The sequence below is a fragment of the Paractinoplanes deccanensis genome (assembly GCF_016862115.1).
GTDB lineage: Bacteria > Actinomycetota > Actinomycetes > Mycobacteriales > Micromonosporaceae > Actinoplanes > Actinoplanes deccanensis.
Window position 1 is genome coordinate 95265 of the sequence record NZ_BOMI01000114.1, and the last position, 21425, is coordinate 116689.

Here is a 21425-nt window from a genome sequence, read left to right on the forward strand (position 1 = left end):
TCCAACGTCTTACCACTCGGTAATGCATTACCGTACGGTAAGACGTCGTGACCGGTCAACACCCCGCTTCCGGGGGTTGATAGGCAAGTGACGACTTGCCTATTGTGGGTGTGTGAGCGAGACTGCTGCCGAGGCCGAGGTCTTCAAGGCGCTGGCCGATCCGAACCGCCGGAAGATCCTTGATGAGCTGGCGGAACGGGACGGCCAGACGCTGTTCGAGATCTGTTCGCGGCTGACCATGCGGCATCAGCTGGGGCTCTCGCGGCAGGCGGTCTCGCAGCACCTCGACGTGCTGCTGCGTGCCGGGCTGATCCGCAGCCGGCGCGAAGGTCGCTACAAGTTCCACCACATCGACACCACACCGCTGGAGCACCTCACCGACCGGTGGCGGGGCGGCGGGGCAAGGGAGAACCGATGCGCATCTACGTGACCAGTGTCTACGTCGACGACCAGGACAAGGCGCTGGCCTTCTACACCGACAAGCTCGGCTTCGTGAAGAAGACCGAGGTGCCCGTCGGCGAACACCGCTGGCTCACCGTGGTCTCACCGGACGATCCGGACGGCTGTGAGCTGCTGCTCGAACCGGACGCCCACCCGGCCGCCAAGCCGTTCAAGGCCGCCCTCGTCGACGACGGCGTCCCGCTGACCTCGTTCTATGTCAAGGACGTTCACGCGGAGTACGAGAGGCTGCGCGGCCTGGGGGTGCGTTTCACGCAGGAGCCGCTGCAGATGGGTGACATCACCACCGCGGTCCTCGACGACACCTGCGGCAACCTGATCCAGATCATTCACAAGCCCGGCCTCGTCAAGCCGTGAAGCCGCCGTCGACGTTCACGGCCGCGCCGGTGATGTAGCGGCCACCGGGCCCGGCGAGAAAGGCCACCGCGGCGGCGATGTCGTCGGGGCTGGCGTAATGGCCGAGCGCCGTCAACGCGTTGACGGTGGCGGCGTTCGGGCCGTCGGCCGGGTTGAGGTCGGTGTCCGTGGGGCCCGGGTTCACCAGGTTGACGGTGATCCCCCGGCCGCCCAGCTCGCGGCCGAGGGCCTTGGTCAGGCCGGTGAGCGCGGTCTTGCTCATGGCGTACAGGGAGAAGCCCGGAAACACGGTGCGCACGGCCATGTTGCTGCCGATCGTGACGATCCGGCCGCCGGCCGTCAGGTGACGCGACGCGGCCTGGCATGCGACGAACGGCGCCCGGATGTTGACGGCGAGGGTCTGCTCCACGTCGTCCGCGGTGAGCTGCTCCAGCGGGCCGAGCAGAAACGCGCCGGCGTTGTTGACGAGAATGTCGAGGCGCCCGAACTCCCCGGCCGCGCGGTCGACAGCGGCCACCACCGCGGCCGGGTCGGCGCTGTCCGCCCGCACGGCAACGGCTCGCCGGCCTGCCGCCTTGACGCGCTCCACCACCGAGGCGGCGCTCTCCTCGTCGCGCTGAAACGTGATCGCCACATCGGCGCCGTCCGCCGCCAGCCGCAGCGCCACGGCGGCGCCGATGCCACGTCCGCCACCCGTCACCAGGGCCACTTTTCCGTCGAGTGCTTTCTGCATGACGTCGAGCCTGGCGGACCGGGAGCCGTCGGTCTGGCGGGGATCGGACGCGGCGTTGCCGGGGCTGCATAACCTCATTCAGGTGGGGGCGACGTGGTGACCGTCCGAGTCATGGCAGGCGACGACAGGAAACGGGCGTCATCTCCGGCCGCGAGATCTCCGGGCGCCGGGCCGAGGAGCGGTCGGCATTCGCCGGACGCGAGCTGCAGGCCGAGAATCCACCGGCACTCGCCCGACGCGAGCTGCAGGCCGAGAAGCCGTCGGCACTCGCCGGACGCGAGCTGGGGGCCGAGGTGATGGGCACTCGGCGGGCCGGCGAGGTCGTGCCCGGCCGGGTCACCAAGGTTCTCTCCGTCGGGGTGGTCGTGTGGATAGGCGACGGCGCCGAGGGCGTCATCCGCGAACGTGCGACCGGCCGCTTCGAACCGGGTGAGGTCGTCATGGTGGAGATCGCGGAGGTCGAGGGCCGCCGGATCGCGTTGCGTGCCACCGGGGAACGGGTTCCGCGGGCGGTCGCGGTGGTGGTCGACGGATCGCGCGTGCTGCTCATCAAGCGGTTCCTGCGCCAGAAGCACAACTGCGTCATGTGCGAGGACGCCGGACGGCAGGGCGAGGCGTGCCTTGGGCACCACTACGCCGTGCTGCCCGGCGGCCACGTCGAGCCGGGTGAGACGGCGGCGGAGGCGGCGGTCCGGGAGCTCCACGAGGAGACCACGCTCCGGGCCACCGCAGGGCCGCTGCTGTGGAGTGGGCGGCACAACGGGCGTGCCGCCCACTACTTCCTGATGACCGATGTCGAGGGCGTGCCGGTGCTCTCCGGACAGGAGGCCGCCGACCACAACGCCGACAACAGTTTCGAGCTGTTGTGGGCGACGGCCGATGAGTTCGCCACGCTCGGCCTGCACCCGGCCGAGGTGCGGGTCCCCTTGACGGAGCTGCTAGGTCCCTGAGCGGCCCACGTCACAAGCACCGCGCGAACGGCTGCTTCGAGAAGGGACGCTACGCGAAGAGCTCCCCGCGCAACGCCTGAGCGGTCGAGGACGGCGCCCGCGTACTTGCCGGCGCGGACGGGCTCGGTGAGGAACAGGTCCGGCAGCGTTCCGGGGCGCACGCCGAGCCGCTGGTCGACCTCGTGTTGCAGGCACAGCCGGGTGGCGCCCAGCGCGAGCACGTCCGGGCGGCGGCCGGTCACCGCCTCGACCAGACCCTCGACGGTACGCAGCGACCACAGAACGGGGGTCCACCTCAAAATCGTGGGCCGTTCCAGGTTGGTGGGCGAGTCCAGGTCGGCGGGCGGGTCCAGGTTGATCGGCGGCGCCTGGTTCGAGGGCGGCCGGCACGTGTCTCGGCGCCGCGATCGGGCCGTCGTAGTCGTTGCCGGACGGCGGGGACGACCGGGGTCGTCCCCGCCGGACAGGGACAGGGAGATCAGGCCCATTCCGGCCCGTCGGGGAAGGAATAGCGGGCCAGCGACGACGCGTGCATGCGGGACGAGAAGCCGGGGGCCGTCGGCGCCTGGTAGGCGCCGTCGCGGAGGACGACCGGGTCGGTGAAGTGCTCGTGCAGGTGGTCGACGTACTCGATCACGCGGTTGTCCAGGCTGCCCGACACGGCCACGTAGTCGAACATCGACAGGTGCTGCACCACCTCGCACAGGCCGACCCCGCCGGCGTGCGGGCAGACCGGCTTGCCGAACTTCGCCGCCAGCAGCAGGATCGCGATGTTCTCGTTGACGCCCGCCACGCGGCACGCGTCGATCTGCACGAAGTCGACGGCGTCCGCCTGGAGCAGCTGCTTGAAGACGACCCTGTTCTGCACGTGCTCGCCCGTCGCCACCGGCACGCCGGCGCCGCGCCGGATCGCCGCGTGGCCGAGGACGTCGTCGGGGCTGGTGGGCTCCTCGATCCACCACGGGTGGTACGGCGCCAGCGCGCCCATCCAGTCGATCGCCTCGGCCACGTCCCAGCGCTGGTTCGCGTCCACCGCGATGCGAATGTCGTCGCCCACCACCGAGCGGGCGATCCGCATCCTCCGCACGTCGTCGGCGAGCGACGCCCCCACCTTCAGCTTGATCTGGCCGAACCCGTCGGCGACCGCCTCGCGGGCGAGCCGCGCCAGCTTCTCGTCGTCGTAGCCCAGCCAGCCGGGCGAGGTCGTGTACGCCGGATAGCCGTGCTCCTCCAGGTGCCGCACGCGCTCGGCCCGGCCCGGCGCCGCGGCCTCCAGGATGGACAGTGCCTCGGCGGGAGTGAGCGCGTCGCTGAGGTACCGCCAGTCGACCATCTCGACGATCTGGGCGGGTGTCAGGTCGGCCAGGAACCGCCACAGCGGCTTGCCCGCGGCCCGGGCCGCCAGGTCCCAGGCGGCGTTGACCAGCGCGGCCGCGGCGAGGCTGGTGACGCCCTTCTCGGGGCCGAGCCAGCGGATCTGCGAGTCGTGGGTGAGCCGGCGCGCGAAACCGCCGAGGTCGCTCGCGTCGTGCCCGACGACGAACGGGGCAAGCGCGTCGATGGCGGCGCGGACGACCTCGTTGCCGCGGCCGATGGTGAAGGTGAAACCGTAGCCCTCCCGGCCGTCCTCGGCGCGCAGCACGACGTACGCGGCGGAGTAGTCGGGGTCCGGGTTCATCGCGTCGGAGCCGTCCAGCTCGCGAGAGGTGGGGAAACGCACGTCGTACGTCTCGATCGCGGTGATTCTCAAGGCAGCTCCAAGCGGTAGGTGCTGACGGCGGTGCCGCCGAAGACGTCCTCCGGCGTCCCGCCGAGTGTCTCCACGAGGGCGTCCTTGACCTCGGTGTAGCCGGCCGCCAGCTCGCAGACGGGCCAGTCGGAGCCGAACATCAGCCGGTCCGTGCCGAACAGCTCGACCGCCGTCGCCACGTACGGCCGGAGGTCGGCGGCTGTCCACGTGCCCGGGTCGGCCTCGGTGACCAGGCCGGAGAGCTTGGCGACGACGTTGGGCCGGGCGGCGACCGGGGCGATCAGCGCGCGCCACTCGGCCAGGGCGCCCCCGGCGATGGCGGGCTTGCCCAGGTGGTCGAGCACGAAGGTGCTGTCCGGGAAGGCGGCCGCGGCCCGGGCGACCGACGGCAGCTGGTCCGAGCGCACCACGAGCTCGTTGACCAGGCCGGCGGCGGCGACGGCGGCGAGACCGGCGTGGAGGCCGTCGAGGTGGTCGGGGCCGTGCGCCTGGACCTGGTCGCGGATGCCGGCGAGCAGGTGACCGCCGGGCCCGGCGCGGTGCCGCTCGATGGTCTCGGCGAGCCGCGGCGAGGCGAGCGAGGCCCAGCCGACCACCCCGGCGATCTCCGGAGTCTCGAGCGCGGTCCGCAGGAACTCGGCCGTCTCCGCGTCGTCCCCGCGCCCCGCCTCGACGAGCACGGTGCGGTCCACGCCGGCGGCCCGCAGCGCGGCGCGCAGATCGTCCACTGTGTAGTCGCGGCGGATCCGCTCCAGCGACGGGTCCTGGAGCCAGGCGTAGTCGGCGGTCCAGAGGTGGTGATGCGCGTCGACGATCACGCGTCCAGCTCCTTCCACAGCTCCTCCGGGATCGGCAGGCTCGCCATCTTCACGGCGTCCTCGACCTCCTCGGGCGACCGCACCCCGACGAGCACGCCGGCGACGGCCGGATGCCGCGCCGGGAACTGGATCGCCGCCGCCCGCAACGGAACCCGGTAGCGCGCGCAGAGCTCGCGCATCGCGAGCGCCCGGTCGAGCGTGGCCCGGTCGACCGGCACGTAGTTGAACGTGGCGGCCGGTGTGGGGTCGGCGAGCAGCCCCGAGTTGAAGACCCCGCCGGCGATGACCGGCACGCCGCGTTCCCGGCACAGCGGCAGCAGCTCGTCGGCGCCCGAGCGGTCCAGCAGCGTGTAGCGGCCGGCCAGCAGCACGGCGTCCAGCGACCCGGTCCGCACGAACTCGGCGAGCATCTTCGCCTGGTTCATGCCCACCGACACCGCGCCGATCCGGCCCTCCCGCCGCATCCGCACCAGCTGCGGCAGGGCGTGCTCCGCCGCGTCGTCGAAGTGGTAGTCCGGGTCGTGCACGTGCAGGATGTCCACCCGGTCGAGGCCGAGACGGGCAAGGCTTTCCTCGTACGAGGTGAGCACGCCCCCGGCGCTGAAGTCGAACACGGGCGTGACCCCGGTGTCCTGCGCCCAGATGTCCTGCGGGTTCCCGCCGCCGGGCCGCAGCAGCCGCCCCACCTTCGTCGACAGCACGAACTCGTCCCGCGGCTTGCGGGAGAGCACGTGCCCGGCCCGCGCCTCGGCGAGCCCGTTGCCGTAGAGCGGCGCCACGTCGAAGTAGCGGATCCCCAGATCCCAGCCGCGTTCGACCGTCGCGTACGCCTGCTGTTCGCTCACCGGCGCGTAGAGCCCTCCGATGGGCGCCAGCCCGAGACCCAGCCGGGTCACCCACGTGCTGCCGACGCGGGCCCGTTCGATCGGGTTCATGCCGCGCTCACTCCTCCCTCGACGTGCGTCTCCGTGTGGATCAGCCGGATGATCCGGCGGCTCATCCGCGCGTAGTCGTGGTCGTTCTCCCATTCCGCTGGGCTCGTCGACGATGAGGATGTCGCGGCGGCTTGCGGGGCGGCGCGGCCGGGGTTGCCAGCACGGTCATCGCTTCCTCCGGTCGTCGATCGCGTCGCGGTCCCAGGCGATGCCGAGACCCGGCGCGCTCGGGGCGAGCGCGTGCCCCCGTTCCACCGCGATCTCGTCGCGGGTGACGGCGCGCAGCTGCGGGATGTGCTCCAGGTAGCGGCTGTTCGGCACCGCGCAGCAGAGGCTCACGTGCAGCTCCATGAGGAAGTGCGGGCAGACCGCGACGTTGGCGGCCTCGGCCAGGTGCGCCACCTTGAGCCACGGGGTGATGCCGCCGACGCGGGCCACGTCGACCTGGATCACGCCGGCCGCGCCGCGCCGCACGTACTCGGCGAACTGGCCCGGCGCGTACATCGACTCGCCGACGGCGACCGGGATGGAGGTGTTGCCCGCGACCGCCTCGTGACCGGCCACGTCCTCGGCCGGCAGCGGCTCCTCGAACCAGTACGGGTCGTACGGCTCGAGCAGCTTCGCGCGCCGGATCGCGTCGCTCGCGGTCAGCGACTGGTTGGCGTCGAGCATGACGTCGAAGTCGGCCCCGACCGCGTCGCGCACCGCCGCGAGACGGTCCGCGTCCTCGCGCGGCGACCGGCCCACCTTCATCTTGATGCCCGGCCAGCCCGCCTTCTTGCTCGCCAGCGCGCCGGCGACCAGCTCCTCGGTGGTGAGCTGCAGCCAGCCGCCCTCGGTGTCGTAGAGCGGGACGCGGTCCTTGGCGCCGCCGGCGAGCACCCAGAGCGGCTGCCCGGCCGCCTTGCAGCGCCAGTCCCAGAGGGCGGTGTCGACCGCGGCCAGCGCCAGCGAGGTGAGGGCGCCGACCGTGGTCGCCTTGGTGGACAGGAACAGGTCCCGCCACACCGCCTCCACCCGCCGCGGGTCCTGCCCGGGCAGCCGGGGCAGCAGGTAGTCGCGCAGCAGCGCGAGCACGGCGGTGCCGCCGGTGCCGATCGTGTACGTGTAGCCGGTGCCTTCGCCGCCGTCGTCCGTGCGGATCTCGACGAACACCGTCTCCTGCGCCAGGAACGTCTGGAGCGCGTCGGTGCGCAGCGTCTCGACGGGCACCTCGATCAGGTACGCCTCGGCGTGGGTGATGACGGGCACGGCGGCTCCCTACTCGCGGGCCAGGCACTGGTCGCTCTTGGGGTTCGTAGATCCTATAGGATCTTTCCTGGATGTGTACCGGGTAACATCCGGCCCCGTCAAGACATCGGTGTGAGATGAAGCGGAAACGCCTCAAGGGAGAGTGGACCCATGACGCTGCCACGGCTGAAGCGCTCCACCCTGGGTGACGACGTGTACGACACGCTCCGCTCGGCCGTGCTCGAGCACACGCTCCAGCCCGGCGACCGGGTCAACATCGACGGCCTCGCCCGCGAGCTGGAGGTCTCCCCCACGCCCGTGCGCGAGGCGCTCGCCCGGCTCGAGTCCGAGGGCCTGGTCCGCAAGCGCCCGCTGGCCGGCTACACAGTGAGCCCGCTGCTCACGCGCGCCGAGTTCAACGACATGTTCGAGATGCGCCTGCTGCTCGAATGTGCCGCGGCCCGCTGGGCGGCCACCCGCGCCACCGCGGCGCAGCGCTCCGAGCTGGTCACCGAGGCGACCCGCACCATCGCGGGCGGCGACGACCGCCAGTGGCACGCCGCCTTCACCGCGCTCGACGCCCACCTGCACGATCTCATCGCGACCGCCTCCGGCAGCCCGTTGCTGCGCGACAGCATCGCCCGGCTCCACGCCCACCTGCATCTGCACAGACGCTATTTCCCGTACGCCCAGACGGCCGTCACCAACGACGAGCACCAGGACATCGCCGCGGCCATCGAGCGAGCCGACCCGGAGGCCGCCGAGACGGCCATGCGCGTCCACCTGACCCGCGCCCGCGAACGGCACCTGGTGGCCTTCCAGGAGTGACGTGTCACGAAAATGCCGGCCGGCCCTCCCCGGGGGAGAAGGACCGGCCGGCTTTCCGCCGCACGGCTCAGCGGCCTTTTGCACCGGCGCGTCAGGGGGTCACGGGAGCAGCGGCGGCCCGACGATCTGCACGCCGTGGGCGGCCGCGATGCGGGTCAGCTCCGCCGGGCCGGACGGCGGGGTCGCGGCGCCCACCTCGGCGACGAAGCGGTCGAAGCCGGCGGGCGTGTGCAGGGTCAGGAAGCGGGCCTGCGGCGACGTGACGACGAAGCCGTGCGCCAGGCCGCGGGGCAGCAGGGCGAGGCCGCCCTCGCCGACGCTGTGCACGTCGGTGCCGACCTCGACGCGCAGCGTGCCCTCGAGCACCAGGAAGGTCTCCTCGTCGGCCTCGTGCAGGTGCAGCGGCGACATGTAGCCCCGCTCGCCGTTGTGCTCCAGGACGGCGAAGCCACCGTCGGTGTCGGCCCAGGTCGCCCGCATGCTGATCAGGCCGCCGAGGAAGCTCACGGCCTCGCGGGTCCGCGGGTCCGTGACGACGGGCTTGGCGAAAGAGCCGGTTACGTAGGTCATGCCACCACCCAACCCGTCCGCACGGGCAGACGTCCAAGACCGTTTCGTCATCGGCCGATGCCGGGCCGGCATCGGCGCAGGTAGCTTGATCATGTGACCACTGACCTCGAACCCCGGCTGCTGCGGGCCTTCCTCGCGGTGGCCGGCGAGGGGCATTTCGGCCGGGCGGCGCAGCGGCTGCGGCTCGCCCAGCCGGCGCTGAGCCGCCAGATCCAGCAGCTGGAGCGCCAGCTCGGGGTTCAGCTCTTCCGCCGTACGCCGGCCGGGGCCGAGCTGACCGAGGCCGGCCGCGCCGTCCTGCCCGAGGCCCGGCGGGCGCTGGCCCAGAACGAGCGCGTGGTCCGGGCCGCGCGCGGCAGCCGTACGATCACCGTCGCCGCTCCCCTGCCCAGCCCGCCCGGCGGCTTGCTCGCCGAGGCGATCCGGCGCCTGCGCGAGCGGCGCCCCGAGGTGCGGGTCGTGGTGATGGACGTCGACGACGACAAGCAGAGCGCCGCGCTCGCCGCCGGCACCATCGACGCGGCGCTGAGCTGGGGCGGGGCCGGCTCCCCCGCGGTGCGCGGCGAGGCGCTCGTGGATGAGCCGTCGGTGGTGGCGCTCGCCGCCGGCCACCCGGCCGCCCGGGGCGACCGGATCTCGCTCGGCGAGCTCGCCGCCGAGCCGCTGCTGTTTCCCGTCCGGGAGCGGCGGCACTGCTGGGCCAAGCTGGACGCCGCGGCCGAGGCGGCCCTGGTCGAGCTCAGCCCGGTGCCGACCGCCCCGGCCGCGGTCCCCGACCTGGTCGCCGACGGCCTGGGCGTCTCGGTGGTGCCGGCGTCGTTCCGGCTGGGCCGCTACCCCGATCTGCGCTTTGTGCCGGTGCCCGGCGTCTGCGGCCGGATGAGCGTGCTGTGGCGCCGCGACGAGGCCGAGCCGGCGATTCTCGACTTCGTCGCCGGCTGCCGGGCCGCCGCCGCCGTCCTCGTCGGCCGCCATCCCGAGGTGTGGCAGCCGCCGCGCCCGTCTTTCGCCGGCACGGCGGCCGCGTAGGCGGGTCAGGAGGGCCAGGCCGACTTCTCGATGACGTCGACGAAGTCGAGGTGCCGGAAGCCGGGCACGCGGTGCTCCAGGACGTCGCCGTTGACCGTGCCGAAGGTGGTGGCGGGCCGGTGCCGGAAGCCCTCGGCGAAGGCGTCCACGATGGCCTTCTTGAAGCCCGGGCGGGGATGCGCCGCCGTCACCTCCGCGATGGCGGCGGGGTCGAGCTCCGCGTAGCCGATGCCGAGCACGTCGGTCTCGACGCCGGCCGTCACCAGGGCCACCTCCGGCTCCAGGCGGTACGGGATCTCCGGCGTGGTGTGCAGCGCCACCCCCTCCCAGACGACGCGCGCCTCGGCCGGGCCGATCCCGTGCGCCAGCAGGAAGCGGCGGGCCTCGTCGGCGCCGTCGATCTCGAAGCGCTGGTCGTCGCGGCGGTACCGCGCGGTGAGGCCGAGATCGTGAAACATCGCGCCCACGTACAGCAGCTCGGGGTCGGGGGTGAGCCCGAGCCGGCGCCCCTGGAGCGAGCCGAACAGGAACACCCGGCGGGAGTGGTGGAACAGGAGGTCGTCCAGGGGTCGGCACCGCGCTGATCGTCGGCGGCGACGGCCTGCCGATCACCCCGATCCCCCCGGCGCTGGTCGAGGCGGCCGGCGTCCTGGCCGCGAGGGCTCAGAGAACGGCTTCCATCTGTACGGGGGCCTTCGTGCTCGCCGCGGCCGGGCTGCTCGACGGGCGGCGCGCCACGACGCACTGGCGGCACGCCCGGCTGCTCGCCGCGGCGTACCCCCGGATCGAGGTCGTGCCGGACGCCCTGTTCGTCGAGGACGGCACGGTGCACACGTCGGCGGGTGTCTCGGCCGGCATCGACCTCGCGCTGGCGCTGGTCGAGCGCGACCGGGGCGAGGCGGTGGCGCGCACGGTCGCCCAGGAGCTGGTCGTCTTCCTGCAGCGGCCCGGCGGCCAGTCGCAGTTCTCGCCGTCGCTGGCGCTGCCCCGGCCGTCCACCCCGAAGCTGCGCGAGCTGACCGACGCCATCGCCGCCGATCCGGGCGGCGACCACGCGATCCCCGCGCTCGCCGCCCGGATCAGCGTCAGCCCGCGCCACCTCTCCCGGCTGTTCCGCGACGAGGTCGGCGCCAGCCCGGCGAAGTACGTCGAGGCGGTGCGGGTCGACGCCGCCCTGCGGATGCTCGCCGAGGGACACTCCGTGACGACGGCCGCCGCGCGCACCGGCATCGGCAGCCCCGAGACGCTGCGCCGGGCCGTCACCGCGCGGACCGGCATCTCGCCCCGCGCCTACCAGCAGCGCTTCTCGGCCCGGGGCTGAGGGGCCGTAGGGTCTGTCCATGCTCGAGCTGCCCGGTCCCGTCGTGGTCGCGCCCATGGCCGGCGGCCCCACCACGTCGCAGCTGGTCGTCGCCGCCGCCGAGGCGGGAGCCCTCGGCTTCCTCGCCGCCGGATACAAGTCGCCGCCGGCCGTCGAGGAGGAGCTGCGGGCGGTACGGAGCGCCGGAGCCCCGTACGGCCTCAACATCTTTGTGCCGGCGCCGCGGCCGGCCTCGACGGAGCCGCTCGCCCGCTACCGGGAGGTGCTGCTCGCCGAGGCGGAGCGCTACGGGGTGGAGCTGCCGCCGCTGCGGCTCGACGACGACGACCACTTCGGCGCCAAGGTCGAGCTCGCGCGGGACTACCGGGTCCCGTACGTCAGCTTCACGTTCGGGGTGCCGTCGGCGCAGGTGGTCGCGGGTCTGCGTGGCGGCGGCTCGCGGGTGCTGATCACGGTGACCGGGCGGCTCGAGGCCGTGCGGGCGATGACCGCCGGGCCGGACGCGCTGGTGGCCCAGGCCGGCACGGCCGGCGGGCACGCGTCCACCACGGACCCGGCACGCTATCGGGGCACCAGCACGGCGCCGGAGGTCCTGGCGGAGGTGCGGGGCGTGACCGGCCTGCCGGTGATCGCGGCGGGCGGGACGGCCTCGGCCGGCGAGGTGGCGGCGCTTCTCTCCGCGGGCGCGGCGGCGGTGCAGGCCGGGACGTTCTTCCTGCTGGCCGACGAGGCGGGCACCCGCCCGGCGCAGCGGCGGGCGATGCTCTCCGGCGACTACCGCGAGACGGCCGTGACCAGGGCCTTCACCGGTCAGCCGGCACGCGGGCTGCGCAACCGCTTCCTCGACGAATACTCCGCGGTGGCGCCGCTCGGCTATCCGGCGATCCACCACCTGACGGCCCCGATCCGGGCCGCCGCGGCGGCCGCCGGCGACGCGTCGGCGCTCAACCTGTGGGCGGGCACGGGCTTCGCCGCGGCGCGCCCTGGACCGCTCGCGACACTGGTCGAAGCGCTGCGGCCGTGACCACGCTCACACGGTAACCCGGCCGGATTCGTCCTGGTGACGGACGAGGCACCGGCCGAACGGACCGAATGTCGGTTTTCGACCTTGTCGGACGGTGGCCCGCGTCCGTACGGTCGCTGGTCATGGACCTCAAGCACCACGTGACCGCCGCGGCGTCGCTCGCGCTCGCCCAGTGGTCGCAGCGGCTCGGCGCCGCCGGCATGGAGGCGATGCGCTCGCTTCCCGGCCTGGCCGCCGCGGTCGACCAGCACGTCATGCAGATCCGCGAGACGCTCGGCCGCCCGCGCCCGGAGGTGCTGGCCGCCTACGCCGACGGTGTCGCCGACACGGTGACCGCCCGGGGCTGGAACGCGGACGAGACCGCGGCAGGCTGGGACCGGGCCTCCTGGCCCTCCGTGCACCTGCTCGCGGTCTGCGTCCTGGCCGAACGGGCCTGATCAGTCGAGGTCGCGCCGGCCCCGCTCGCCCGGCATGTCGGCCTCGATGCGCTCCTTGCGCACCTCGCCGCTGACGGTCTCCTCGTCGGTGACCGTCTCCTTGCCGAGGCGCACCCGCTCGACCGGCACGGTCTCGGTCTCGACGACCGGGCGCTCGGCGTGCAGGGTCACCTCGTGCTCCGACTCGGTGATGTCGGGGCCCGAGAAGGCGGCACCGCGGTTGCCCTCGGTGATCGGCTCACGCTCGAGCCGCACCTCCTCGCGCTCGACCGGCACGGTCGCGTGCTCCTGCTCGGTCACCACGTACTTGCGCAGGCGGGCCCGGCCGGTCTCCTCGCGCTGCGTGCCGGCCGCGAGCCGCTCCTCGGAACGAGTCATGGCGTCGTCGTCGCGGCCCCAGTCGCGGTCACCATCACGATCACGATCGCGGTCGGTGAAGGAAGCGTCCCGGTCGCGGTCGGCGAAGGAAGCGTCGCGGTCGCGCTCGGTGAAAGAAGCGTCGCGGTCGCTGAACTCGGCCTCCCGGGTGGTGCCGGTGTAGTTGGCCGTTCCGGCGGCGGCGCCGGCCTGGTACGCCCGGGAGCTGTCCTGCCAGCTCATCCCGTAGTAGTCGTAGAGCCGCTCGACGTCGTCCTGGGTCAGCGGCTCGTCGTGCGAGACGTCGACGTTGGGCGCGTCCTTGACCTTGGCCTTGCCGAACGGCAGCACCAGCCGGTCGCCGTCCACGTCCGCGTCGCGCAGCGGCACGAACGACTCGTTGAGCCCGAACAGCCCGGTCTTGACGCTCGCCCACGTGGGCTGGCCGGCGCCGTCCTCCCACACCTGTCCGACACTGCCGATCTTCTCGTTGTCGGGTCCGTACACGTCTCGTCCGCTCAGGGCGCGGACCTGGTCCAGTGTGATCATCAGGGGGTCCTCCTTGGAGCTCGGTACGCCCCATTTCGTACCCGGGCCCCCGGCGGCCATGCACACGAATTCCCACGTGTTTTACGCCCTGCCCGGGGTAATTTCCGAAAATGGCGATCTCACGAGATGATCTTGACAACCTGAACGGCGCCGAGGTGTACGACAATGCGGGGAGCCGGGTCGGCACGGTCGGCCAGATCTATCTCGGGCCGGAGTCCGGCGAGCCACTGTGGGTGACCGTGCGGACCGGCTCGATGTCCTTCCAGGAGTCGTTCGTCCCGCTGCGCGGCGCCCGCCTCGACGCCGGCCGGCTCACCGTCGCGGCCGGCGCGTCCCGCATCCGCGAGGCACCCATGGTGGACACCGACGGGCCCCTCGACCACGGCGACGCCGACCGTCTGGCGGCGCACTACGACCTCGCGGACCCGGCCGGCGACGCCATGACCCGATCGGAGGAACGCCTGGTCACCGACGTACGGCGGGAGCCCGTCACCAAAGTCCGCCTGCGCAAGCACGTGGTCACCGAGGAGCGTCAGATCACCGTCCCGGTCGCCCGCGAAGAGGTGCGGCTCGAGGAGGTCCCGGCCGGCGCCCCGGACGTGACGGACGAGGATCCGACGACCCTGTACGAGGAGCGGCCCGTCGTCGCCACCGAGCGGGTGCCCGTCGAGCGGGTCCGGCTCGGCAAACAGACCGTAACCGGCGAGGAAACGGTCTCCGCACCGGTCCGCAAGGAGCGGATCGAATACGAGGGGCCCGAGACCTGAATTGTCTTTTGTGGACACAGTCATCCGGGCCAGTCATTTGACTGATCCACTGCCGCACACGTTCGGGAATCCTGTTCTCGGTACACACCGTGAATGGGAGGAACCCGATGCCGCTCAACCTCTTCGGTATCGCCTTCGGGCTCGCCGGGCTGGCCGGCACCTGGACGGCCGCGGCCGCGGCCGATCTCGTGCCGGCCCTCGTGGGCGACGCCCTGTGGTGGGCGGTGCTCGTGGTCTGGCTCGCCCTGCTCGTCCGCTATGTCACCAAAGCGTCCCGGGACGACCTGCGGCATCCGATTCTCGGCCCGTTCGCCGCGCTGGTACCCACCACCGGCCTGCTGATGGGTGGCCGCCTCGCCGGCACCTGGCTCACCGGCGGCCGCGTCGTCATCGCCGTCATGCTGGTGCTCGCCACCGTCTTCGCCGGCTGGTTCGTCGCGCACCTGCTCAGCGGCGGCCTCGACATCGACACCCTGCACGCCGGATACCTGCTGCCCACCGTCGCCGCCTCGCTCGTCGGCGCCCAGTCCGCCGCGCTCGCCGGCTGGCGCGCGATCGCCGTCGGCGCGTTCGGCGTCGGCATCCTGTTCTGGTTCCTGATCGGCTCGATCCTGCTGGGCCGGCTCGCGCTGCGCCCCGCGCTGCCCGGGCCGCTGCTGCCCACCATGGCCATCTTCTCGGCGCCGCCCGCGGTCGCCGGCAACGCGTGGTTCGCCATCAACGGCGGCCACCTGGACACCATCGACCTGCTGCTGCTCGGCACGATGGTCCCGCTGCTGCTGGTGCAGCTCTTCCTGACCCCCGGCTACCTGCGGCAGCCGTTCGCGCACGGCTTCTGGGCGCTGACGTTCACCATCGCCGCCAGCGGGACGTACACCATCCACTGGCTGGCCGGCGAGCACGCGACGGCCTGGCGGCCGCTCTCCGGGCTGGTCCTGGCGCTCGTCACGGTGCTGATCGGCCTGATCGCGTACAAGTCGTCGTCCCTGGCGCTGCGCAAGCAGCTCCGCCACCGCGCGGCGGCCCCGGCGGCCGTCTGACCGCGCCGCCTCGCCCGCGCCCGCCCGGCCACGCTGCCCCGCCCGGCCACGCCCGGCCACGCCCGCCCGGCCCGGCCACGCCCGCCCGGCCCGGCCACGCCCGCCCCGCCACGCCCGCCCGGCCGCGCTCGTTCGGCCGCGCTCGTTCGGCCGGCCGGCGGTACCGTGGCCCGATGGCGACCGACAAGTGGGCGAGCTGGCTGTTGACCCGGCGCGACGGCGGGTCCGCCGAGCTGCACAGCAGGCACACGCCGGGGCTCGAGGCGTTCCGCGACGGCGTCCTCGACCGGGCCTGCCTGGAGCCCGACGACGTGGTGCTCGACGTCGGGTGCGGCACCGGGCTGATCGCCTTCGGCGCCCTGGAGCGGCTCGGCCCGGGCGGCCGCGTGATCTTCAGCGACGTCTCGCAGGACCTGCTCGACGTGTGCCGCGCGCGGGCCGGCGACGATCCCCGGTGCTCGTTCACCCGCGCCGAGGCGCACGACCTGGCGGGCGTCGGCGACGCCTCGGTCGACGTCGTGACCACCCGGTCCGTGCTGATCTACAGCACCCGCAAGGCCGAGGCGCTCGCCGAGTTCTTCCGCGTGCTGCGGCCGGGCGGGCGGCTGTCGATCTTCGAGCCGATCAACCGGTTCCTCGCCGAGCATCGGCCGGGCGAGCTGTTCGGCACGCCCCGGGCGACCGGCGTGGCGGATCTGGTCGCCAAAGTGGTCGGGCATTTCCGCTCGGCGTCGGGCGACGGCGCGCTCGTCGATTTCGACGAGCGCGATCTGCTCGACTGGGCCGAGGCGGCCGGATTCGGCGCGATCGAGCTCGATTACCGGGCACAGCTCGACGTCCCGGCGGAGCCGTTCGGCGATTGGCGGGCGCTCAAGCGGACGGCGCCCAATCCGCTCGCGCCCACCTACGGCGAGGCGATGGAGGCCGCGCTGACCCGCTCGGAGTGCGAGCGGCTCGACGCTGCGATGACGGCCCTGGAGGGCACCCCGGTGCGCCGGACGATGGCCGTCGCGTACCTGCGCGCCCTAAAGGACCTCAATGCGTGACTGCCCGATTACAGCCAGCCACAATTTCGCCATTCGTCAATGCACCAAGGACTAGCCTCCGAGTACTACGCACACGCGTACTTGAAGGAACGCGAATCCGCGACAGAATCAGTTCATGACGTACGGAAAGAAGGATCTTCCCTACCCATACTGTCTGGATTTTTCGGGAATCGTCACCCGCGTCAAGGGTGTGCGCGAGTCCACCCGGGCCGCCCTGGTGAACTCCCTGAAGGTCGCGTCCTACCTCAAGGCCGGCTCGAACCTGGTGGAGCGCAATCTCGGCTCCGGCCCGCGGGTCACGCCCAACGGGGACGGCCGCAAGCAGTACTGGTCGGGGCTGAGCTTTCTGACCGAGCGCGCGCTGTCGCGTGAGGTGGCCGAGCTGGATCCGCCGTTCCTGCGGCAGAAGGGCGCCGGGCCGTACCGCTCCACCTGGGCGAGTCACGACGACTACCTCAACGACCTGCTGACCTTCCTGCTGCACGCCGCGAGCTACGACCCCCAGTACGGTGCCGAGCTGGAGACCCGTGGCGACTGGCTGGTCGAGGAGGACAGTCTCGTCGACGCCGTCTACCGCTCGGCCTACCACGAGCTCATGACGATCTGCCGCATGCCGCTGTTCCGGCTCCAGCTGATCATGTGCGCCACGGCCGACCGCAACGACGGCATCCACTCCGCGATCGCCAACAACTACCGCGGCGCGCTCGAGCCGTGGATGAAGATCTACGAGTCCACGATCGCCGCGCGCGGCCTCCAGCTGCGCAAGGGCATCACCATCGAGCAGTTCACCAACATCCTCGCCGCGATCCTGGAGGGCTTCGCCGTCCGCCACATGGGTGATCCCGGTGCGGGCGTCGTCGAGGACAACCTGGTGGGGATGGCGATCCTCGGCATCATGAGCAGCTACCTCGAACCGGCCGATGAACCTTCCGGGCTCACCTTGCGTGAAATGTTCGACGGCACGCCGGAGAACGGGGAACCGACATGACAAGCACCACCGAGCCGGCCCCGGCCGCTCGCGAGCCCTCCTGGTGGGACCGCCAGGGCGACCTGATCATGCGCAGGCCGTTCAACGAGTGGACCTTCACCCACATGAACTGGCTGATGCCGACCGAAAGGGTGGCACGCGGCGAGTTCCGCTCCCCGCTGCCGGTCGATCCCCATCCGCTGGACCTGACCTACCGCTTCGACGACGCCGACTTCAGCCTCGCCGACCTGCACCGCCGCACCTTCACCACCGCCTTCGTGGTGCTGCACCACGGCGCGATCGTGCACGAGACCTATCCGGGCGCCTTCGCCGGCCCGCGCACCCGCATGCAATTGTTCTCCATCTCCAAATCGGTCACCTCATTGCTCATCGGCATAGCGCTGAACGACGGCGTGATCGGCAGCATCAAGGATCGCGTCACCGATTACCGTCCCGATTTCGCCGACACCGCCTATGCGGAGAACACGCTCGCCGATCTGCTCGACATGAGCAGCGGGGTCGGCGACCTGGAGACGTGGGAGGTGGCCGACAGCGGCATCAGGCAATTCGAGCAGGCCGTCATGGGCGGCGGCGACGTGGCCCAGGTGATCCGGGCCGCGCGGCGCCGCACCGCGGCCGGCGAGAGCTTCAACTACTCCACCTTCGACGCGCAGATCCTCGGCTGGGTCCTCGAGGCCGCGACGGGCAAGAGCATCGCCTCGTACGCCTCCGAGCGGCTCTGGCGTCACCTCGGCGCCGACCGTGACGCGTACTACTGGCTGACCCGCGCCCGCCCGCGCACCGCCATCGGCGCCGGCTCGTTCAACGCCACCGCCCGCGACATGGCCCGGCTCGGTCAGCTCATGGTCGACGACGGGGTCGCCAACGGCCGCCAGGTGGTGCCGCGCGACTGGGTCCGCCGCAGCCGCGGCAGCCACGAACCGCAGCTCGCGGTGGGCGCGCTCGGCCCGTCCGGCTACGACCACTACGGCTACGCCAACCAGTGGTGGACCCTCGGCAGCGAATGCTTCCACGCGTTCACCGCCCTCGGCGTCCACGGGCAGTACCTCTACGTCGACCCCACCGCCGACGTGGTCATCGTGAAGTGCAGCGCCTGGCCGACCCAGGACGACGAGAGCCGCGACAGGGAGACCATCGCCGCCCTGCGCCGCGTCGCCGACCATTTCGCCATTACGCGCTAGTCCCCTTTTTCTGTTCTTCCGGGCCGCGCCCCTTGCGGCCCGGACCTCGTTCTGCCTTTTTCTCGTCCGCGAAAGGAAAAGCCGATGCACCGTGCCCTGAGACGGGTGGCCGTCGCGGCCGCCGTCATGCTCTCGCTCTCCTTCCTCTCGGCGCCCGCCCACGGGGCCGCGCTGCTGGCCGGAACGGTTCTCACCAACGTCACCGCGACGCTTCCCACCGAATTGTCGCCGCTGGCCACCGGAAAGCGCATCTCCTATGTGACCACCAACGTGAACGGCGGCATCATCACCGCGACCGGGCTGGTGCTCACCCCGAAGACCGGCAAGAACAACAAGACCGTGGCGTGGGGACACGGCACCACCGGCCTCGCCGACCAGTGCACCCCGTCGACCAGCCAGTCCGTCTTCTGGCCCGAGGCGCGCGCCGCCATCGCCGAGCTGCTGCGCCGCGGCTGGACGGTCACCGCCCCCGACTACCCCGGTCTGGGCACCCCGACCGCCCACCCGTACCTCATCGGGCTCAGCGAGGCGCGGTCCATCATCGACAGCGTCAAGGCCGCCCGCCGCCTCGACGCGGCGCTCACCGCCCAATACGTCGTGGACGGCCACTCCCAGGGCGGACAGGGCGCCCTGTTCGTCAACGAGATCGCCCCCTCGTACGACAGCCCGCTGGTGCTGCGCGGCACGGCGGCCATCGCCCCCGTCTCCAACGCCGACCTGTTCGCCCCGCTGATCCCCGGCACGGCGGCGCAGGGCTACCTGGTGATGGGCCTCTACGGCCTGCAGGCGATCGACCCGACGGTCAACCCGAGCACCCTGCTGGCGCAGCCCGCCCGCGACCGCGTCTCGGTGCTCCAGTCCGGCTGCCTCTACCAGATCCTCGACGCCTTCGCCCCGCTGACCGCCGAGCAGCTGCTGGTGGGCGGCGCCCTGCCGGACGCCGTCGTCACGAAGCTGGCCCGCCACCTCAACCCCGGCCAGGCCGCGTCCAGCGCACCCATCCTGCTCGTCCAGGGCACCGCCGACGAGGCCGTCCCGTACGTCATCACCGCCGGCCCGCTCATGTCCCAGCTCGGCGCCTACAGCCAGCCGGTCACCTTCCGCGAGCTCGACGGCGCCACCCACGACGGCGCGGTCTTCCAGAGCACGACCCTGGTCGCCGACTGGATCGCCGTGCGCTTCGCCTGACCGGCCCACCCCACCATGACGGCATCCCGGGCGCATCCGCCCCCCGCCCGGGATGCCGTCGCCGCCGGCTACTTGACGCAGCGCGCGACCAGGAAGACCGGCATCCGGGCCGCCGGGCTGTCCCCCCACTGCGCGGGCGCCGGCGGCTCCGCCATCGCGGTGACGCCCAGCCCGTGACGGCTCAGCGTGTTCACGTACGTGGCGAGCCTCCGGTGGTTGGCCCCGACCTGCCTGCGCAGCGTGGCCCGCTCGTTGTCGGTGATCCAGAAACGCTCGTCCGCGTACGCGCTGCCGAACGGCCACGACCCGGCGACCTCCGCCGTGCCCGCGAAGCACGGGTGCAGGATCGAGAACACGAACGACCCGCCCGCCCGCAGCAGCCGCCCCACTTCCGCGAGTGCCCCGTCGAGATCGTCGATGTCCGACAGCCCGAAGTTGCACACCACCGTGTCGAACGCGCCGGCGGGCAGGACGTCCATCCGGGCCGCGTCCGCGAGGACATAGTGAACGGCCGGCGGGCCGAGCTCGCGCGCCTTGGCGAGCAGCGCGGCCGACACGTCGACGCCGGTCACCTCCGCCCCGCGGGCGGCCAGCTCCCGCGACACCCGCCCGTGCCCGCAGGCCAGGTCGAGGACGCGCAGGCCGCTCACCGGCCCCGCCAGCTCCAGCAGGGACCGCAGCACCGGATCGTCCGGGTCGGAGAAGCCCGCGTCGTAGAAGTCGGCCACCGCGTCGTATCGAGCCATCACCATACGAACGACCGTAGCCGCCCGCTCACTCAGCGGCCGCCCCGCCACACGCCCTCGGCGGTCGGGGTGATCTCGGGGATGCTCACCACCACATCGAACGCGTCGGCGACCGGAACCTCCAGGTAGGAGTCGAGCAGGCGGATGCGGTCCGGGCCGGGGCGGCCGCGCAGGGGACGCAGGTCGGCGATGGCGGGGCGCGGGCCGAGGAAGTCCTCGACGCTGCCGGGCACGGGCGGGTCGAGCGGCACCGTCACCGTCTCGGCGCCGGCGGGGGCGTCGGGGGCCGGGCGGCGGGTCGGGGTGGCGCCGCCGTACGCGGTGAGGCCGATCGCCACGTAGTCGTCGCCCAGCTGCTCGGCGAGGTGGCTGCCGAGCACCCGCAGCCCGGGGAAGACGCGCTGGATGTGCGTGTTGGCGGCGGCGACCACGACACGCTCGTGTCCCTGGGCGCGGACCCAGTCGACGGTCTCGGCCATCGCCGCGTCGCGCACGTTGAGGGCGAAGTCGCCGGCCGCCTGCGCGCGGAGCATCTGGTCGAGCAGGACGAGCAGCCGGAGCTCGTGGCGGGCCTCGGCGGCACCGCGGTGCTCGACGGCGAAGCGGGCGCTCAGCTCGGCCAGGCGCACGGTCAGCGCGTCGCGCTCCGGCTGGGGCAGCGCACGGTAGGCGGCGAGCGCGGGCATCGTGTACGCGCTCGCGAATTTGTCGGCTGTCCGGCGTACGGCATCGATGTCGTGGATCGTCGCCAGATGGTCGAGGGCCGGGGTCATCGACGCGAGGTCGCCGGGAAGGTCGAGGCCGTAATAGGCGACCCCGCGGCGACGGGCCCAGGCGAGCATGTCGCGCATCTCCGCGTTGCGGCCGAAGCGGTACGTGAGAGCACCGTCCGGGAACGCGCCCTCGCCGTCCCACGCGGTGACCGCGAGGCCCTCGCTGAAGCCCGACTCGAGGACGAGCGCCGTGAAGCCCAGCTCGTCCACCAGGTGGTGGAGCAGCTGATGGCGTACCAGATGGTATTCGCGGACGTGGTGGGCCGACTCGCCGAGCGCCACCACCGGGGCGTCGCCGATCAGGTCGCCGAGCCGCGCGGAGGAAATGTTCACCGCACAGACCCTAGCG

At 72.5% G+C, this 21425-nt stretch carries 24 protein-coding genes; 14 read left to right on the plus strand and 10 right to left on the minus strand.

Annotation, left to right across the window (positions count from 1 at the left end):
* Nucleotides 1–112: 112 nt before the first annotated feature.
* Both Ade02nite_RS28550 and Ade02nite_RS28555 read left to right on the plus strand, forming a co-directional pair.
* Entirely contained in the window at nt 113–430 is a 318-nt protein-coding gene (locus tag Ade02nite_RS28550; RefSeq protein ID WP_203770583.1) for an ArsR/SmtB family transcription factor, read from the plus strand.
* Nucleotides 415–816 carry a VOC family protein gene (locus Ade02nite_RS28555; RefSeq protein WP_203770585.1) on the plus strand — a complete coding sequence of 134 codons (402 nt, stop codon included), beginning with the start codon at nt 415–417 and terminating at the stop codon, nt 814–816. The genes Ade02nite_RS28550 and Ade02nite_RS28555 overlap by 16 nt, the downstream gene beginning before the upstream one ends.
* On the opposite strand, the gene Ade02nite_RS28560 is transcribed toward Ade02nite_RS28555, so the two are convergent.
* Nucleotides 806–1549 (minus strand): SDR family NAD(P)-dependent oxidoreductase, encoded by a 744-nt coding sequence (locus Ade02nite_RS28560; protein WP_203770587.1) that lies wholly within the window; start codon nt 1547–1549, stop codon nt 806–808. The genes Ade02nite_RS28555 and Ade02nite_RS28560 overlap by 11 nt on opposite strands.
* Before the next feature lie 296 nt (nt 1550–1845).
* On the opposite strand from Ade02nite_RS28560, the gene Ade02nite_RS49645 reads away from it, so the two are divergent.
* Nucleotides 1846–2499, plus strand: a complete 654-nt coding sequence (locus Ade02nite_RS49645) for an NUDIX domain-containing protein (protein WP_239169134.1) — start codon at nt 1846–1848, stop codon at nt 2497–2499.
* A 478-nt stretch (nt 2500–2977) separates the two neighbouring features.
* Here Ade02nite_RS49645 and Ade02nite_RS28570 read toward each other — a convergent pair whose 3' ends face one another.
* The 4 genes from Ade02nite_RS28570 to Ade02nite_RS28585 form a co-directional block, all read right to left on the minus strand.
* Entirely contained in the window at nt 2978–4249 is a 1272-nt protein-coding gene (locus tag Ade02nite_RS28570; protein ID WP_239169119.1) for an enolase C-terminal domain-like protein, read from the minus strand.
* Nucleotides 4246–5067: an amidohydrolase family protein gene (locus tag Ade02nite_RS28575; RefSeq protein ID WP_239169120.1), complete on the minus strand. Its 822-nt coding sequence runs from the start codon at nt 5065–5067 to the stop codon at nt 4246–4248. The genes Ade02nite_RS28570 and Ade02nite_RS28575 overlap by 4 nt, the downstream gene beginning before the upstream one ends.
* The gene (locus tag Ade02nite_RS28580) at nt 5064–6002 is read right to left on the minus strand and encodes an aldo/keto reductase (protein WP_203770591.1); all 939 of its coding nucleotides are present in this window, start codon (nt 6000–6002) and stop codon (nt 5064–5066) included. The genes Ade02nite_RS28575 and Ade02nite_RS28580 overlap by 4 nt, the downstream gene beginning before the upstream one ends.
* A gap of 165 nt (nt 6003–6167) precedes the next feature.
* Nucleotides 6168–7253 (minus strand): mandelate racemase/muconate lactonizing enzyme family protein, encoded by a 1086-nt coding sequence (locus tag Ade02nite_RS28585; protein WP_203770593.1) that lies wholly within the window; start codon nt 7251–7253, stop codon nt 6168–6170.
* Between the two features lie 150 nt (nt 7254–7403).
* On the opposite strand from Ade02nite_RS28585, the gene Ade02nite_RS28590 reads away from it, so the two are divergent.
* Nucleotides 7404–8060 (plus strand): GntR family transcriptional regulator, encoded by a 657-nt coding sequence (locus Ade02nite_RS28590; protein ID WP_203770595.1) that lies wholly within the window; start codon nt 7404–7406, stop codon nt 8058–8060.
* Between the two features lie 99 nt (nt 8061–8159).
* Here the strand turns inward: Ade02nite_RS28590 and Ade02nite_RS28595 are convergent, their stop codons facing one another.
* Complete coding sequence (locus tag Ade02nite_RS28595) at nt 8160–8630, minus strand: cupin domain-containing protein (RefSeq protein WP_203770597.1); 471 nt, start codon at nt 8628–8630, stop codon at nt 8160–8162.
* Between the two features lie 93 nt (nt 8631–8723).
* On the opposite strand from Ade02nite_RS28595, the gene Ade02nite_RS28600 reads away from it, so the two are divergent.
* Entirely contained in the window at nt 8724–9659 is a 936-nt protein-coding gene (locus Ade02nite_RS28600) for a LysR family transcriptional regulator (protein ID WP_203770599.1), read from the plus strand.
* 5 nt (nt 9660–9664) lie between these two features.
* Here the strand turns inward: Ade02nite_RS28600 and Ade02nite_RS28605 are convergent, their stop codons facing one another.
* Nucleotides 9665–10225, minus strand: coding sequence for an HD domain-containing protein (locus Ade02nite_RS28605; protein ID WP_307871234.1), 561 nt, complete (start codon nt 10223–10225; stop codon nt 9665–9667).
* Between the two features lie 17 nt (nt 10226–10242).
* Here Ade02nite_RS28605 and Ade02nite_RS28610 point away from each other — a divergent pair, with 17 nt between their 5' ends.
* The 3 genes from Ade02nite_RS28610 to Ade02nite_RS28620 all read left to right on the plus strand — a co-directional run bounded on the left by Ade02nite_RS28610 (nt 10243) and on the right by Ade02nite_RS28620 (nt 12441).
* A complete protein-coding gene (locus tag Ade02nite_RS28610) occupies nt 10243–10980 on the plus strand; it encodes a GlxA family transcriptional regulator (RefSeq protein WP_275409951.1) in 738 nt (245 codons plus the stop codon).
* Nucleotides 10981–10999: 19 nt separating this feature from the next.
* Complete coding sequence (locus Ade02nite_RS28615; RefSeq protein ID WP_203770609.1) at nt 11000–12004, plus strand: nitronate monooxygenase; 1005 nt, start codon at nt 11000–11002, stop codon at nt 12002–12004.
* A 122-nt stretch (nt 12005–12126) separates the two neighbouring features.
* Nucleotides 12127–12441, plus strand: coding sequence for a DUF6401 family natural product biosynthesis protein (locus tag Ade02nite_RS28620; protein WP_203770611.1), 315 nt, complete (start codon nt 12127–12129; stop codon nt 12439–12441).
* On the opposite strand, the gene Ade02nite_RS28625 is transcribed toward Ade02nite_RS28620, so the two are convergent.
* Nucleotides 12442–13347 (minus strand): PRC and DUF2382 domain-containing protein, encoded by a 906-nt coding sequence (locus Ade02nite_RS28625; RefSeq protein WP_203770613.1) that lies wholly within the window; start codon nt 13345–13347, stop codon nt 12442–12444.
* Nucleotides 13348–13457: 110 nt separating this feature from the next.
* Here Ade02nite_RS28625 and Ade02nite_RS28630 point away from each other — a divergent pair, with 110 nt between their 5' ends.
* From Ade02nite_RS28630 to Ade02nite_RS28655, 6 genes are all read left to right on the plus strand, one after another.
* Nucleotides 13458–14114 carry a PRC and DUF2382 domain-containing protein gene (locus Ade02nite_RS28630; protein ID WP_203770615.1) on the plus strand — a complete coding sequence of 219 codons (657 nt, stop codon included), beginning with the start codon at nt 13458–13460 and terminating at the stop codon, nt 14112–14114.
* Nucleotides 14115–14221: 107 nt separating this feature from the next.
* The gene (locus Ade02nite_RS28635; RefSeq protein WP_203770617.1) at nt 14222–15154 is read left to right on the plus strand and encodes an SLAC1 family transporter; all 933 of its coding nucleotides are present in this window, start codon (nt 14222–14224) and stop codon (nt 15152–15154) included.
* Between the two features lie 173 nt (nt 15155–15327).
* On the plus strand, nt 15328–16200 hold the full coding sequence (locus Ade02nite_RS28640; protein ID WP_203770619.1) for a class I SAM-dependent methyltransferase: 873 nt from the start codon (nt 15328–15330) through the stop codon (nt 16198–16200).
* Nucleotides 16201–16315: 115 nt separating this feature from the next.
* A complete protein-coding gene (locus Ade02nite_RS28645) occupies nt 16316–17188 on the plus strand; it encodes a hypothetical protein (protein WP_203770621.1) in 873 nt (290 codons plus the stop codon).
* Nucleotides 17185–18369 carry a serine hydrolase domain-containing protein gene (locus Ade02nite_RS28650; protein ID WP_203770622.1) on the plus strand — a complete coding sequence of 395 codons (1185 nt, stop codon included), beginning with the start codon at nt 17185–17187 and terminating at the stop codon, nt 18367–18369. The genes Ade02nite_RS28645 and Ade02nite_RS28650 overlap by 4 nt, the downstream gene beginning before the upstream one ends.
* Nucleotides 18370–18453: 84 nt before the next feature.
* Complete coding sequence (locus Ade02nite_RS28655; protein WP_203770624.1) at nt 18454–19557, plus strand: alpha/beta fold hydrolase; 1104 nt, start codon at nt 18454–18456, stop codon at nt 19555–19557.
* Nucleotides 19558–19625: 68 nt separating this feature from the next.
* Here the strand turns inward: Ade02nite_RS28655 and Ade02nite_RS28660 are convergent, their stop codons facing one another.
* Both Ade02nite_RS28660 and Ade02nite_RS28665 read right to left on the minus strand, forming a co-directional pair.
* Complete coding sequence (locus Ade02nite_RS28660) at nt 19626–20354, minus strand: class I SAM-dependent methyltransferase (RefSeq protein ID WP_275409948.1); 729 nt, start codon at nt 20352–20354, stop codon at nt 19626–19628.
* Entirely contained in the window at nt 20336–21409 is a 1074-nt protein-coding gene (locus tag Ade02nite_RS28665; protein WP_203770628.1) for an erythromycin esterase family protein, read from the minus strand. Before Ade02nite_RS28665 ends, Ade02nite_RS28660 begins: the two co-directional genes overlap by 19 nt.
* Nucleotides 21410–21425: the final 16 nt, after the last annotated feature.

Coding starts and splice junctions, on each gene's coding strand:
- Ade02nite_RS28650 (WP_203770622.1), top strand. CDS start 17,185: ATGACAAGCACCACCGAGCCGGCCCCGGCCGCTCGCGAGCCCTCCTGG.
- Ade02nite_RS28595 (WP_203770597.1), bottom strand. CDS start 8,630: ATGACCTACGTAACCGGCTCTTTCGCCAAGCCCGTCGTCACGGACCCG.
- Ade02nite_RS28555 (WP_203770585.1), top strand. CDS start 415: ATGCGCATCTACGTGACCAGTGTCTACGTCGACGACCAGGACAAGGCG.
- Ade02nite_RS28635 (WP_203770617.1), top strand. CDS start 14,222: ATGCCGCTCAACCTCTTCGGTATCGCCTTCGGGCTCGCCGGGCTGGCC.
- Ade02nite_RS28640 (WP_203770619.1), top strand. CDS start 15,328: ATGGCGACCGACAAGTGGGCGAGCTGGCTGTTGACCCGGCGCGACGGC.
- Ade02nite_RS28655 (WP_203770624.1), top strand. CDS start 18,454: ATGCACCGTGCCCTGAGACGGGTGGCCGTCGCGGCCGCCGTCATGCTC.
- Ade02nite_RS28630 (WP_203770615.1), top strand. CDS start 13,458: ATGGCGATCTCACGAGATGATCTTGACAACCTGAACGGCGCCGAGGTG.
- Ade02nite_RS49645 (WP_239169134.1), top strand. CDS start 1,846: ATGGGCACTCGGCGGGCCGGCGAGGTCGTGCCCGGCCGGGTCACCAAG.
- Ade02nite_RS28560 (WP_203770587.1), bottom strand. CDS start 1,549: ATGCAGAAAGCACTCGACGGAAAAGTGGCCCTGGTGACGGGTGGCGGA.
- Ade02nite_RS28625 (WP_203770613.1), bottom strand. CDS start 13,347: ATGATCACACTGGACCAGGTCCGCGCCCTGAGCGGACGAGACGTGTAC.
- Ade02nite_RS28580 (WP_203770591.1), bottom strand. CDS start 6,002: ATGAACCCGATCGAACGGGCCCGCGTCGGCAGCACGTGGGTGACCCGG.
- Ade02nite_RS28615 (WP_203770609.1), top strand. CDS start 11,000: ATGCTCGAGCTGCCCGGTCCCGTCGTGGTCGCGCCCATGGCCGGCGGC.
- Ade02nite_RS28620 (WP_203770611.1), top strand. CDS start 12,127: ATGGACCTCAAGCACCACGTGACCGCCGCGGCGTCGCTCGCGCTCGCC.
- Ade02nite_RS28590 (WP_203770595.1), top strand. CDS start 7,404: ATGACGCTGCCACGGCTGAAGCGCTCCACCCTGGGTGACGACGTGTAC.
- Ade02nite_RS28645 (WP_203770621.1), top strand. CDS start 16,316: ATGACGTACGGAAAGAAGGATCTTCCCTACCCATACTGTCTGGATTTT.